Origin of the sequence: Meiothermus granaticius NBRC 107808 (assembly GCF_003574355.1) — a bacterium.
GTDB lineage: Bacteria > Deinococcota > Deinococci > Deinococcales > Thermaceae > Meiothermus > Meiothermus granaticius.
Genome location: NZ_QWLB01000027.1, coordinates 37,307 through 49,417, shown reverse-complemented (window position 1 = coordinate 49,417; position 12,111 = coordinate 37,307). Strand labels below are relative to the sequence as shown.

Here is a 12,111-nt window from a genome sequence, read left to right as displayed (position 1 = left end):
AACCGGCTCAAAACCCATTGGTGATCCGGGCCCCCATCAAGGGGCCCGGATCACCAATGGGTTTTGAGCCGGTTAATTTGAGCCGTGGCCAGGGGGCGGCGGGGGTCGCTATGGGGGAGCAGCTCGAGCGCCCCTTCCCACAGGCTTAGGTCACTGCCCAGCCGTTCGGCCAGGCCCCAAACCAGCTCGCGTTGGCCGGAGTGGAGCACGGCTTCCCGCAGGCTTTCCTCGAGCCAGACTCGGGTCTCCACCACCTCAGGGGCCTCCGAGCGCGGCAACAGGGGGCCTTTGTACAGCTCGAGGGCTTGCGCTGGGTGGCCCTGCCGCAGCAGGTAAATCACCTCCAGGAAATCGGCAACTACCGGGGTTGCTAACCGATAGGGCCGGCTCTCGAGCGGGATCCAGCGCCGCAGCCGGTAGAGCTCGGTCTTGGCACACCCCGGATCGCCGCCTTCGCCCCACACCGCCAGGGCCAGCCCCTCACTGGTCAGCCCCTCGGGGTGCAGGGCCAGCACACACAGCAACTCCACAAAGCGCGGGCGCAGCTCGTAGGAGAGCCTGCCCCACTGGACACTCGAGCTTCCCAGCAGGCGCAGCTGGAGGAAAGGGGGCAGTTTGGGCCCGGTTTTGGTACCCCCCTTCCCCGGCTGCGATAGGTAATGCTCGAGTTCCTCGAGCTGGGAGCGCACCTGGTCGAGCAGCCGCTGGAGCGGTTCTTGCGGAGGGCTGGGCCGACCTAGCTGGCGGATTGCGGTTTGGACCCCGGCCAGGGCGGTATGGAGGATAAGGGCGGGTTGGGTCGGTTTGGGATGGGGTTCCATGGGCCTCCTAAAGGCCTTAGGGAGATGAGCGAATAGGCGCTGAAATTCATACCGGCCAATGAACCGTCCATAGTTGTACCCCCTTCACCGTTACGGTAGCGTTACCTCCTGGGCCGGCCCCCTTAATCTTTAGGGGGAACCCCGCTGCGCCAATCCAGGCTTGGAGGCGTAGACTGAAGCCTGAGATGATTCGCCACGCTGTGTTACAGCTCAAGCCGCAAAAGGGACACCTACAGGCCAACCTCGAGCACCTGGCCGCCACCCTGCGCGGGTTGCGCCAGACCGAGGGCCGCCTGCCCGAGGTGGTGGTGCTTCCCGAAGCGTTTCTCTCGGCCTATTTCCTTCAGGGAGGGGTGCGCGAGGTGGCGCTGACCCAAGCCGAGCTGGTAGAGCACACTGCCGCCCTGTTCAGCCACTTGGAGTGGCCGGGGAAGCTCGATATGGTGGTGGGGTTTTACGAGCGTGAAGGGGGAACCTACTACAATGCTGCGGCCTATCTCGAGCTGGGCGGGCGGGGCCTCCTGAACGTTCACCGCAAGGTGTTTTTGCCCACCTATGGCGTATTTGATGAAGAGCGTTATCTTTCGCGGGGCAGCCGGGTGCAGGCTTTTGATACCCGCTTTGGGCGGGTGGCCACGCTGATCTGCGAGGATTTCTGGCACAGCGCCACCGGCATGATCGCGGCCCTGGATGGGGCGGAAATTCTCTATGTGCCCTCGGCCAGTCCGGCTCGAGGCTTTGCCGGCAGCGAGCCCGCCAACGTGATTCGCTGGAAGAGCCTGGCTCAGGCCACCGCGGCGGAGCATGGGGTGTATGTGGTGCTTTCGTCGCTGGTGGGCTTGGAGGCGGGGAAGGGGCTGGCCGGGGGCAGCGTGATTGCTGGACCGGAGGGAAACCTTTTGGGGCAGGCCCCGGTGTTTGAGGAGGCGGTGCTGTTGGGGGATATTGACCTCGACCGCATTCCTCCCATCCGCTACGACAACCCGCTCCTGGCCGACCTCGAGAGCGGGCTGCCCTTGCTGTGGCCAGACCTCGAGCGGGTGCTGGAACGGGGTCAGGGTTCGCGCCCTCGGGCTGCGGGGCAACGTGTGCTGCTACGGGAGAGGGCCTGATGCGGGTGATTGAAGCGGTTCCGGGACACGAGGTGCTCGAGCTGAACTACCCGCTGGTGGCGGAGTTTTTGCAGCGCTTCCTCCGCGAGGAACTCGGCTGGCGCGGGTTCCATAAGGCCGTGGTGGCCAGCTCCGGGGGGGTGGACTCGGCGCTGACCGTGGCCTTGGCGGCGCGAGCCCTGGGGCCAGAGAACGTCTACACCATCTTCATGCCGCACGCCATCTCGAGGCCCGAGTCACGCGAGCATGCCGAGCTGGTGGCCCAGACCTTCGGGGTTCACTACGAGGTGGTGGACATCACCGCCATGGTGGAGGGATACGCTCAGCAGGTGCCGGGTTTGAGTGCGCGGCGCAAGGGCAACGTGATGGCCCGGGCCCGTACCATCGTGGGCTTTGATAAATCGGAGGAATACGGCGCCTTGCACCTGGGAACCGGCAACAAAACCGAACGGCTGTTTGGTTACTACACCTGGCATGACGTGGCCGATACCGGCCCGATCAACCCCCTGGGGGACCTCTACAAAACCCAGGTTTGGGGCTTGGCCGAGCACCTGGGGGTGCCCGAGGTGGTTCGGGGCAAACCCCCCACCGCAGACCTCGAGGTGGGCCAGACCGATGAGTCAGACTTGGGCATTGCCTATCGCCGAGCGGACGTGATCCTGGAGCATTACCTCAAGGGGTATCCCGATGCCTACATTGTGCGCATGGGGTACAGCGAGGCCGAGGTGGAACGGGTCAAGCGCCTGGTCAACCGCACCCACTGGAAGCGCCATCTGCCGGCGGTGGCGGTGGTGAGCACCACGGCGATTCATGAGTTCTACCTGCGCCCGCTGGACTTTCGATTGGGATAGACCGGGCTACAATTGCAGGGTGATCGGTCTAGGGATACTCGTGGCGATTGCCCTGTTGGGTTTCATCTTCAGCCGACCGCGCAGCCCAGCTTGGTGGCTGTTTTTGGCGGTGTTGCTGATGGGGGCGGGGTTATTCGCCTATGTGGTGATTCTGGCCATCCGCCTGGGGTAAAGCTGTGCGCATCGCCATTCTTTCCGACATCCACGCCAACCTTCCGGCTTTAGAAGCGGTCCTGAGCGATATGCGTCGGGTGGAACCGGATCTGGTGGTGTTCAACGGGGATTTTATCAATCGGGGGCCCTCCAACCGCGCGGTTCTCGAGCGGTTGTGGGGCTTTGCCGCCGAGCATGGCAAGGTTTGGTTTACCCTGGGCAACCACGACGATCTGGTGCTCAAATGGGCCCGCCACGACCCTTCGCTGTCCGAGCTGTACCAGGATCCGCTGTTTGCCCCCGCTGGCTGGGCGGCGACCCAGCTCGAGCCGGCCCATCTGGACTGGCTGGATACCCTGCCGTTCCAGGTGGCGGTGGAAGAGAGGGGAGGGGTGGTGGGCCTCGAGCGGGCCGAGGGCCTGGGCCAACCGGCCTACTTGCGCATCACCCACGGCTCACCCCGGCATTACCGTGAGGGCTACGACGATCACCAGAGCTTGGAGGTGCTGGGCGAGATCGCCCAGGACTACCCCGCGCAGGTCTTGGTAGGCTCCCACACCCACCGCCCGTTTTTGTATCCGCTCGAGGGGTCTCTGTTTCTCAACAGCGGAGCGGTGGGGGCGCCCTTCAACGGCGACACCCGGGCCCAGTACCTGGTCCTTGAAATCGCAGGGACCCAGATCCAGACCGAGTTTCGCCAGGTTCCCTACGACCTGACCTCGGCCCTGCGCCAGTTCCAGACCTCTGGACTCCTGGAGGAATGCGGTTTGGGGGCGCAGATCTTCCAGCTCGAGACCCGCCTGGCCCGCAGCCTCCTGACCCCCTTTTGGATCTGGGCCAACCGCCAGGGCCTGCCCCGCGACGAGGAGTCGTGGCGCCTGTTTCAGCAGGCTTTCCCCGAGCGATTTGTGGGGACTGGGTAGGTCGGCTGGGCGGCTTTGGGCCAGAATGGGAACCATGGAGAACTGGGAAACCTTGTTGCGAAGCGCGCATACCATTGCGGTGCTGGGGGCTAGCTCGAGGCCGGATAGGCCGGCCTTTTTCGTTCCAGACTACCTCTACCGCACGGGGTACCGGATCCTGCCGGTGAATCCAGCTCAGGTGGGGCAGAGGTTGTGGGGGGAGCCGGTGGTGGGCTCGCTCGGCGAACTCCACCAGGACATTGATGTGCTGGATGTGTTTCGTCGCAGCGAGGTGCTGTTTGAGCATCTGGACGATATTCTCCAGGCCAAGCCCAAGCTGGTTTGGTTGCAGTCGGGAATTCGCAACGATGCCTTTGCCGCCAGGCTCGAGGCAGCCGGGATCGCCGTGGTGCAGGACCGCTGCCTGATGGTGGAGCATCGCCGCAGGTTGGGTCAATCCTCGCAGGCCCGCGGGTTGGGTCAATCTTCCTCGGGGACGGAATGAAAAACCGCCAGCCCCAACAAAACTAAAAAAATCAGGGCCAGCAGGCTGAGCACCGCCCAGCCGGGCAGGACGCCGATCCTCGCCGAGTCTAGCAGGGACTTCCCCAACAGGTAATGCTTGAGCCCCCAGGTGAGATACACCATCAGCAGGATGCCCAGATAGGCGTTGCGCAACCGTACCGCCAGCGCTTGGAGCAGGCTGATGGGAAGCCGGGGATGAAGGAGGCTTTGGTGTAAGGGGGTAATCCAATCCATAGATTCTTTGCCCAACACCTCGGCATAAAAGCCCGCTTCCAGCAGCCGCACCCGCTGCCGAATCAGCTCGTAGAAGCGGTATCTTCGGGCTTCTATGACCAAGAAAAGCAGGATCAGAAACATCGCCATCAGCAACACGTAATGAGGGACGGCGGCGTTGCCTAGGCTGAAGGTGATGAGGCCCGCAGAGGTCACCACGGTCCAGTTGGTGGTGGTGTCCAGCCGGGTGCGGTAGGCCACCATCCTCGAGAGCTCACCTCGGTATAAATGGGTGAGCGCGGTTTTATCGTCGGGAGTCAATTGCATACGAGTCTTCAACAGGCCCTGCTGGGATGGTATTACCAGCATAAGCGGAATCTGCCCTGGCGAGGGGAGACCGAGGCCTACCGCATTCTGCTATCGGAGGTTTTGTTGCAGCAGACCCGGGTAGAGCAGGCCATTCCTTACTACCACCGCTTTCTTGCCGTTTTTCCCAGCCTTGCGGCCCTGGCCCAGGCCGAGCTCGAGGCGGTGCTGCGGGTTTGGCAAGGGGCGGGCTATTACGCCCGGGCCCGCCATCTGCACAGGCTGGCCCAAACGGTTTCGGAGCTGCCGTCTACCTATTCCGCGCTGCTCGAGCTGCCGGGGTTGGGCCCCTATACCGCAGCGGCGGTGGCCTCGATTGCGTTTGGCGAGCCGGTGGCCGCGGTGGATGGCAACGTGCGGCGGATGCTCTCCCGCTGGATGGCCTGGGAGGCCCCAAGCCCCAAGCAACTACAGGCCAAAGCCGATGAGCTGCTGGCTCCTGAGGCTCCTGGGGATTGGAACCAGGCCATGATGGAGCTCGGCGCGACGGTTTGTCTCCCCCAGACCCCACGCTGTGAGCGGTGTCCGGTGGCGTGGTTCTGCCGGGGCAAGGCTGAACCCGGTCGCTATCCCACCCCGAAAAAGCGGGTACAAACCCCGGTGGAAGCGGTGGCTTTGGTCTGGGTGGGGCCCGATGGGCTGTACCTGGAGCGCCGGGAAGGGCGCCTGCTGGGTGGGTTATGGGGGGTGCCGGTCGAGGAGGGTGCGGGGGCTTTGGAGCGGCTGCTGCAGCGGCTTGGCCTCGAGAGGGCCGAGCGGGTTGGGACCGTGCAACACGCCTTCACCCATCGCAAGCTGCGGGTACAGGTTTACCGGGTTCCAGGGAACGGCTTGGGGGACGCCGGGAATCGCCCCCTGTCCCGCTTGGATCGAAAGATTCTCGAGCTGGCCCAGGCGGATCTTTTACCGTGTGGCTAGGCGCATCCCTTCGCGGCTCATCTGGGCATAGGTTCCCGTACCCAAGACACACAACCCCAGCCCATACAGCCCTTCCAGCCGTCTCAGGCGGAAGGTTTGGGGTTCCCACTCCTCCGGGGCAAAGGTGCAGTAGGTGACCCGATAGCCTGGGCTGCCCCCCTGGGCGGGAACCTCGGCTTGCTGGGGCACAAAGGCAAACCCCAGCTCGAGCAGCTGCTGGTAAAGCTCCGGGTAGGCCACCTCGGAGAGCCGCCCGGCGGTCTCGGTCACGCTGCCGATGTGGAGCTGGGGGTTGAGAAAGCTGCCCAGGGCCAGCACGGTTTTGGCCGCCCGCTTGCGGGGGCCTTCCCAGGTCTCCACCCCGACCACCACAGACCCCTCGAGCAGCAGCCGAGAGGCCGAGGATTGGTAGAGATGGATGTTGGGCTGGGCCTCGAGCCGGTATTTGGCCCGGCGGTGTAGCTCCCAGCCCTTGAGCCCATCTTCCCCTACCTGCTCGAGCAGGCTGCCGGGGGGGAAGGGCCGGGCTACCGCGGTAAAGGGCAGAAACACCGTATCCAGGCTCTGGGTCATCAACCCGACCCTCACCCCTTTTTGGGCCAGGGCGTAAGCGGCTTCCGAACCGGCGAACCCTGCGCCGATGATCAGCACCTCATAGTCCACAAAAAGCCTTCTCTAGTCCTCGAGGTAGGTATATCCCACCAGCTCCCGCGCGTACTGCTCCATGAAGCTGCCCTTTTCTGCCGGGGTGAGCTTGGAGCTGCGCACCAGCTTTTCCACCGACTCGGCCAGCTCTCCCTCCTCATACCCCATTTTCTCAATCACCCGCCGGGCTTTCTCACCCATGATGAAGCGCTCGATATCGTAGCCCTCTTCATCTACGGTCACGTGGGCTTCGCCGATGCGCCCGAACAGGTTGTGGGAGTTGCCCAGCACGTCCTGGTAGGCCCCGGTGAGAAAAACCCCCAGGTAGTAGGGCTCTTTGGGGCGAATCTCGTGCACCGGTAGGGTGTTGCGCACGTCGTGCAGGTCAATAAAGCGGTCGAATTTTCCGTCGGAGTCGCAGGTGATGTCCACCAGGGTGGCCTCTCGAGTGGGCCGCTCATCGAGCCGGTTGAGTGGGACGATGGGGAACATCTGCTTGATGGCCCAGGAATCGGGCAGGCTTTGGAAGATGGAAAAGTTGCAGACCAGTTTATCGGCTAGGAGCTTTTGCAAATCCTCGAGTTCGTCCGCAGGGTAGTCCAGTTCCAGGGCCAGCTTGAGGGTTTTTCGGGCGATCTGGTAGAAGAGGCTTTCGGCGTTGGCCCGGTCGCGCAGGCTCACCAGCCCCAGGTCGTAGAGGTTTTGCAGGGTGTCTTTGTCCGAGAAGGCGTCGTGGTAGACCTCGCGGTAGTTCTTGGCCGAGATGCTTTTGGTGAGGTCGTACATGTCCTTGACGATGGGATGGGCATCCTTGGACAGCTCCACAGATTCCTCGCCGGGGGGCCGGATGGTGTCCACCACCTCGAGCACCAGCACGCTGTGATACGCCGTCACCGCTCGGCCCGACTCGGTGACCAGGTGGGGATGCGGCTCGTTGTGGGCCTCACAGACCTCTTGGGTGACATAGACCAGGTCCTCGGCATACTCGCCCAGGCTGTAGTTGCTCGAGGCGTAAAAGGCTGTTTTGGAGCCGTCGTAGTCCACCGCCAGCCCACCGCCCAGGTTGAGGTAGCGCACCGGGGCCCCCAGCTTGCGCAACTGCACATAGGTCTGGGCAATTTCCCGCACCGCCTGTTTGATCCGGCGGATATCGGTGACCTGTGAGCCAATATGGGAGTGCAGCATGGCGATGCTGCCCAGCATCCCGGCCCCCGCCAGCATCTCTACCGCCTTGATGATCTCCACGGTGGTGAAGCCAAATTTCGCGGATTCCCCTCCGGAGTCGGCCCACTGCCCCGAGCCCTTGGCTTTGAGCTTGTAGCGGATGCCGATCTGCGGCTCTACGCCAAGCTCTGCGGCCAGCCGCATCACCCGGCCCAGCTCGGCGAACTTCTCCAGGGTGATCACCACGTTCTTGCCCAGCTTCTTGCCCATCAGGGCCAGGCGGATAAAATCATCGTCCTTGAAGCCGTTGCAAGCGATGAGGGCTTCTTTGTGGGTGTCCTGGGCCAGGATCAAGGCCAGCTCGGCTTTGGAACCGGCCTCGAGGCCATGCGCGTAAGGCTTCCCGGCCTTGGCTACGGTCTCCACCACCATCCGCCGCTGGTTCACCTTCACCGGGAACAGGCCGCGGTACTCGCCCTTGTACCCATACTTACGGATGGCCTTGGCAAAGGCTTCGTTGAGCTCGACGACCCGGGCCTCGAGGATCTGCGGAAAGCGCAGCATCACCGGCAGCGGGCGGCCCTCATCGCGCAAATCCGAGACAATCTCGTATAGAGAAGCGCTGGGGCCCCCGTTTCCGTCTGGGGTCACCTCGAGCTGTCCGTCCTCACCCACACGAAAAAACCCGGCAGCCCAATGGGGTACCAGGTAGGTTTCCTCGGCATCCTTGGCGGTGTAGCGTTTGAGTTTCTCCAATTCGGTTCAGCGCTCCTATGTTGGCCTTGGCTAGACAGCTCTGCCCTGCGTCTCCAACACAGTAAAAAAGTGTAAGACCAATTGCCCTGAGATGCTATAGGGAGATCCCTGACACCGCCCAAAGTAGCCAGAGCAGGATATAGGCATAGAGCAGACCCTTGGCCAGCCGGGCTCGGTGGGCCCTCTGGAGGGGCCCGTATAGCCCCAGCAGAAAGCCAAACCCTGCCCCCCAGACCCCCCAAGCCCAGACCATGCCCCAGGGGTGTAGCGGTTTGGTGAGGGCCTCGAGCCCCACCATCAGCAGGAGGCCGGGCAGTGCGCTCAGGGCCAGGGCGGTTTCTCCTATCACCAGCGTCAGGCCGTGGAGCGCGGCCAGGACCGGTTGGAGGGGCTCGAGCTGTCCCGGCTCCATCCCGCTCAGGAGCCTGGGCAGGGCGAAGTAGGGGAGAACGATCAAGGCCGTGAGCGCCAACCATAAACGCTGCCCTCGTCTTGCCCATAGCACCCAAGCGCCCAGGGCGCATAGGGTCAGGGCGGCGGCATAAAACCCGACGAGCCCCACCTGGATGGGGACGCCCCAGCCAGTGGATAGCCTCCAGACCGCATTTTCCCCGACCAGGCGGGGGAAATTTAGGGTTCCCTCGAGCCCCGGCGTAAGCCCAACCCCCAGCCGGAACAGCCCCAGCAACAAACCTACCCACACGGCGGTGGGGAGCACCCCCAAAGAGATTCGCCTGCCCGCCTCGAGCATCCCCGGCAGCGGCGAGGGCGGTGTGAGCTTAGGCAGCGACCCCGGACTGCACCAGGGGCAGGTTTTGAGGTGGTCGCCGTACTGATGCGTGGGGAGCTTGGGGCACTGCTTCAGGGCCTTATACTCGGCCTCGAGCGCGGTTTTCCAGTCTGTGGCGCGGGGCCGCTGGCCCTTCCCAAACGCTCTTAGGAACAACCGCCGCAGGCTGGGGGAAAGAACCGCAGGATTGGGGGTGCCCACGGTGGGCTCGAGCCCGCTCAGGATGGAGCGCCCAGCCCGGATGCCCTCCTCCGGAGTCTGAACCCCGCGCCCACTGAAGGGGTGTCGGCCCTCCATCAGCAGCTGGAAAATCAGCACCGCCAAGGCGAAGGCGTCGTGCTGAGGGGTAAGGGTCAGGCTGGCATAGCTTTGGCCCTGGAGTTCGGGTGGGGTGTACTCGGGCTTTTGGACCCGGCAGTGGAAGACCCGCCTCCCGTCTCGCACCTGCAGGGAATCACAGTCTACCAGCGTGATCAGACCGTTCTTGTGGACCAGCAAATTGCTCTCGTTGAGGTCGCCCACCACGTAGCCCCAGGCGTGCAGCTCGCCTAGCACCGCGCAGAGGTTGTGGGCTACCGCCAGGCGGAAGCGCCAGCCCAGACCGCGCTTGCGGGCCTCGGTGGGGTGGTAGATCTCAAACAGCAGGGCGGTCTGGCGGGTCTCGAGGCGTGGCATCACGAAGCCGAGGAATTCCTGCTGTGCCCCATACAGAAGCTCCAAAGGCCAGGCGAAGGTCAGGTGCCCTCCGGCAAAGGGGTCTTGCGGTGGGTGGGCCTGCATGTATTGGAGCTTGGCCTTGCGCTCTGGGGTGCGGTTTTTGGGCAGGTAGATTTTGGCTGCCCAGCCTGGCTGGCCCAGTACCTCGTAGATATCCCCCTCCCCGCCGGAACCCAGTTTGGCGCTCAGGAACAGGGCTTTGCCGTTGCTGGTGTAGCAGCGCAGCCGGGCCAAAGGCGAGGAAGCCATGTTCAGTAGGGAACGGCGATCAGCAGGGTTTTGTCGTCATCGGTACGGGCCTCGATGGCTTGAGAACACAGCTCGCCGCGTAGCTGCGCTTGGAGGAGTATGGGCTCTTGGTCGCGGTGGATGAAGCGGTAAAGGGCTTCGAAAAAAGGTGGATGGGGTTGGGCCCGGCCCAGGTCAAAGGCCAGCGGCTCGAGCCCATCGGTGAGCAGAACCAAGGCCTCGAGCCCGGAGGCCGGTTCGGTGTGCAGCGAAAGGTGGCGAAGCGAATCGCAGGTGCTCAAGAATAGGGTTTCGTTGGCATGTTCGCCTTTGTGGGCCTCACCCAGGCGCCGCCAAACTCCTTCCTGTCGCGCGACGATGGCCCCATCCCCGATCTGTGCGGTGGTCAAGCCATGGGGGGTGAGTAGTGCCAGGAGCAGGGTGGTGGCGAACTCCGGCAGGGGGCATTGGTGCTCTAAGGCTTCCGCCTCGAGCCGCCGCCGGGCGGCCTCCATTGCGCCCTGCAGCAGCCCTTCCCCGTTGCCAAGGGGCTCGCTTAGGTCCTCCTCCAGCACCCCCAGAGCGGCCTGTATCGCCAAACGCGCACCCCTGGCGCCCAACTGGGCCGAGCCCGCGCCATCGGCTACCGCCAACCCCAGCCACCCCTCGGCTTGAACCCAGCCGTGGGCATCGCCGCAGCCGAGGCCGGCTGCCCGGTGGCGGCTCCCCTCCACCGAGGCCCCCACCACCCGCCAGCCCTTCAACTCTCGATAACCCCCCAGCCTTTGGGTGGCTCGAGCCGCAGTTGCTCGCCCACCCGGCTGCTGCTGACCTGTTGCAGACTGTTGGAAAGCCAGCGGAACATCTCGGCGAAGTGCTCCACGTCCTTAAGCCGCACGGGGGCATTTTTGCGGGCAACGTTGCGCAGCACGTCGAAGTTAGCCCCCTCTACCCCTACGGCAAACACCACCAGGCCCTTGCGCTCCTCCTCGGCGGCCAGCCGGTCAGCGGCCTCTTGCCAGGCGTCGTTGGGCTCCCCATCGCTAAAGACAAAAACCCAAGGGCGATAGTAACTCACCCCGGCTGCGCGGTATTCCTCCTTGCGCTGGGCCACAAGCTCGAGCGCGGTGTTCAGCGCCGCCCCCAGTGGGGTGTTCCCGCTCGCCCGCAGGCTGGGTGGGGTGAAGTGCTCCACTGTGGCGGGGGGAGACTCCACCCGCACCCCCCCACCAAAGGTGACCACCACCGGCTCGACCCGCTTAGCGGCCAGCGGGCTGCGTTCCAGGTCGCTTTTGAAGCGCTGAAGCCCTGCATTCAGCTCTGCAATGGGGGGACCGGACATCGAGCCTGAGGTATCCAACACCAATACGCATAACGCCCGAGGTTCCGGATTTTCAGCGAACTCGTTGCCCTCGAAAATGGGGTTCATAGCCAGACTCAGGGTAGCAGAACGGAACAGGCTACGGGCCCCATTCCGAATAGGGATGCTGAACCAGGCTGGCGTTGGCGTAGCGCGGGTCATCGCTGACCTCCGCTCCCACCCAGTCGGGCCAGCAGGCGGGGGTTTGCTCGCTCGGCAGCTCGAGCTCTGCTACCACCAACCCCCGGTTCTCCCCCTCGAACACGTCCACCTCCCAGATGTGCCCGCCATAGGGTACCCGGTAGCGGGTTTTCTCAATCAGCGGCTTGTGACACAGCGTTTCCAGCAGCAGAAGGGCATCCTCCAAGGGAATGGGATACTCGAATTCTGGGCGGGACATCCCCTGCGGCGGGCCTTTGATGGTCAGGTAGCCTTGGTCCCCTGCGATGCGCACCCGTACGGCGGGTTGGAAGGAAAGGTATCCCTGGCGATAGCGGGTGCCCACCGCCCCCGCCTTCCAGCCGTCGGAGACGACCAGAAACTTGCGCTCGGTCTCGGTTCCCATTGGCCTATGGTAGCAAGGGCAGATG

General features: G+C 63.9%; 14 protein-coding genes. 6 read left to right on the top strand and 8 right to left on the bottom strand.

Annotated elements, in window-relative coordinates; translation table 11 throughout:
• Window positions 1-50: 50 nt before the first annotated feature.
• Entirely contained in the window at window positions 51-821 is a 771-nt protein-coding gene (locus tag Mgrana_RS10600; protein ID WP_119357580.1) for an AfsR/SARP family transcriptional regulator, read from the bottom strand.
• Window positions 822-1,006: 185 nt separating this feature from the next.
• Between Mgrana_RS10600 and Mgrana_RS10595 the strand changes: the two genes are divergently transcribed.
• The 5 genes from Mgrana_RS10595 to Mgrana_RS10580 are packed head-to-tail and all read left to right on the top strand — an operon-like array spanning window position 1,007 to window position 4,344.
• Window positions 1,007-1,933, top strand: a complete 927-nt coding sequence (locus Mgrana_RS10595; RefSeq protein ID WP_119357579.1) for a nitrilase-related carbon-nitrogen hydrolase — start codon at window positions 1,007-1,009, stop codon at window positions 1,931-1,933.
• Complete coding sequence (nadE, locus tag Mgrana_RS10590) at window positions 1,933-2,784, top strand: NAD(+) synthase (protein ID WP_119357578.1); 852 nt, start codon at window positions 1,933-1,935, stop codon at window positions 2,782-2,784. The genes Mgrana_RS10595 and nadE overlap by 1 nt, the downstream gene beginning before the upstream one ends.
• Window positions 2,785-2,803: 19 nt before the next feature.
• Entirely contained in the window at window positions 2,804-2,956 is a 153-nt protein-coding gene (locus Mgrana_RS16830; protein ID WP_170146449.1) for a hypothetical protein, read from the top strand.
• A gap of 4 nt (window positions 2,957-2,960) precedes the next feature.
• A complete protein-coding gene (locus tag Mgrana_RS10585; protein WP_119357577.1) occupies window positions 2,961-3,860 on the top strand; it encodes a metallophosphoesterase family protein in 900 nt (299 codons plus the stop codon).
• A 34-nt stretch (window positions 3,861-3,894) separates the two neighbouring features.
• Window positions 3,895-4,344, top strand: a complete 450-nt coding sequence (locus tag Mgrana_RS10580) for a CoA-binding protein (RefSeq protein WP_119357585.1) — start codon at window positions 3,895-3,897, stop codon at window positions 4,342-4,344.
• Here Mgrana_RS10580 and Mgrana_RS10575 read toward each other — a convergent pair.
• Window positions 4,320-4,904, bottom strand: coding sequence for a DUF2270 domain-containing protein (locus Mgrana_RS10575; RefSeq protein ID WP_119357584.1), 585 nt, complete (start codon window positions 4,902-4,904; stop codon window positions 4,320-4,322). The two genes, Mgrana_RS10580 and Mgrana_RS10575, sit on opposite strands and share 25 nt — an antisense overlap.
• Here Mgrana_RS10575 and Mgrana_RS10570 point away from each other — a divergent pair.
• A complete protein-coding gene (locus Mgrana_RS10570; protein ID WP_240631329.1) occupies window positions 4,899-5,861 on the top strand; it encodes an A/G-specific adenine glycosylase in 963 nt (320 codons plus the stop codon). The two genes, Mgrana_RS10575 and Mgrana_RS10570, sit on opposite strands and share 6 nt — an antisense overlap.
• On the opposite strand, the gene Mgrana_RS10565 is transcribed toward Mgrana_RS10570, so the two are convergent.
• The 6 genes from Mgrana_RS10565 to Mgrana_RS10540 all read right to left on the bottom strand — a co-directional run bounded on the left by Mgrana_RS10565 (window position 5,847) and on the right by Mgrana_RS10540 (window position 12,086).
• Window positions 5,847-6,524, bottom strand: a complete 678-nt coding sequence (locus Mgrana_RS10565) for an FAD-dependent oxidoreductase (protein WP_119357575.1) — start codon at window positions 6,522-6,524, stop codon at window positions 5,847-5,849. The genes Mgrana_RS10570 and Mgrana_RS10565 overlap by 15 nt on opposite strands.
• Before the next feature lie 12 nt (window positions 6,525-6,536).
• Window positions 6,537-8,426: a biosynthetic arginine decarboxylase gene (speA, locus tag Mgrana_RS10560; protein ID WP_119357574.1), complete on the bottom strand. Its 1,890-nt coding sequence runs from the start codon at window positions 8,424-8,426 to the stop codon at window positions 6,537-6,539.
• Window positions 8,427-8,520: 94 nt separating this feature from the next.
• The gene (locus Mgrana_RS10555; protein WP_119357573.1) at window positions 8,521-10,182 is read right to left on the bottom strand and encodes a helix-hairpin-helix domain-containing protein; all 1,662 of its coding nucleotides are present in this window, start codon (window positions 10,180-10,182) and stop codon (window positions 8,521-8,523) included.
• Window positions 10,183-10,184: 2 nt separating this feature from the next.
• The gene (locus Mgrana_RS10550; protein ID WP_170146448.1) at window positions 10,185-10,925 is read right to left on the bottom strand and encodes a PP2C family serine/threonine-protein phosphatase; all 741 of its coding nucleotides are present in this window, start codon (window positions 10,923-10,925) and stop codon (window positions 10,185-10,187) included.
• Window positions 10,922-11,590 carry a vWA domain-containing protein gene (locus Mgrana_RS10545; RefSeq protein ID WP_119357571.1) on the bottom strand — a complete coding sequence of 223 codons (669 nt, stop codon included), beginning with the start codon at window positions 11,588-11,590 and terminating at the stop codon, window positions 10,922-10,924. Before Mgrana_RS10545 ends, Mgrana_RS10550 begins: the two co-directional genes overlap by 4 nt.
• Before the next feature lie 31 nt (window positions 11,591-11,621).
• Complete coding sequence (locus tag Mgrana_RS10540) at window positions 11,622-12,086, bottom strand: CYTH domain-containing protein (RefSeq protein ID WP_119357570.1); 465 nt, start codon at window positions 12,084-12,086, stop codon at window positions 11,622-11,624.
• Between the last annotated feature and the right edge of the window lie 25 nt (window positions 12,087-12,111).

Excerpts from the sequence above, each read along its gene's own strand:
- Mgrana_RS10600 (WP_119357580.1), bottom strand. The coding sequence starts at position 821 with ATGGAACCCCATCCCAAACCGACCCAACCCGCCCTTATCCTCCATACC.
- Mgrana_RS10595 (WP_119357579.1), top strand. The coding sequence starts at position 1,007 with ATGATTCGCCACGCTGTGTTACAGCTCAAGCCGCAAAAGGGACACCTA.
- nadE (WP_119357578.1), top strand. The coding sequence starts at position 1,933 with ATGCGGGTGATTGAAGCGGTTCCGGGACACGAGGTGCTCGAGCTGAAC.
- Mgrana_RS10580 (WP_119357585.1), top strand. The coding sequence starts at position 3,895 with ATGGAGAACTGGGAAACCTTGTTGCGAAGCGCGCATACCATTGCGGTG.
- Mgrana_RS10575 (WP_119357584.1), bottom strand. The coding sequence starts at position 4,904 with ATGCAATTGACTCCCGACGATAAAACCGCGCTCACCCATTTATACCGA.
- Mgrana_RS10555 (WP_119357573.1), bottom strand. The coding sequence starts at position 10,182 with ATGGCTTCCTCGCCTTTGGCCCGGCTGCGCTGCTACACCAGCAACGGC.
- Mgrana_RS10545 (WP_119357571.1), bottom strand. The coding sequence starts at position 11,590 with ATGAACCCCATTTTCGAGGGCAACGAGTTCGCTGAAAATCCGGAACCT.
- Mgrana_RS10540 (WP_119357570.1), bottom strand. The coding sequence starts at position 12,086 with ATGGGAACCGAGACCGAGCGCAAGTTTCTGGTCGTCTCCGACGGCTGG.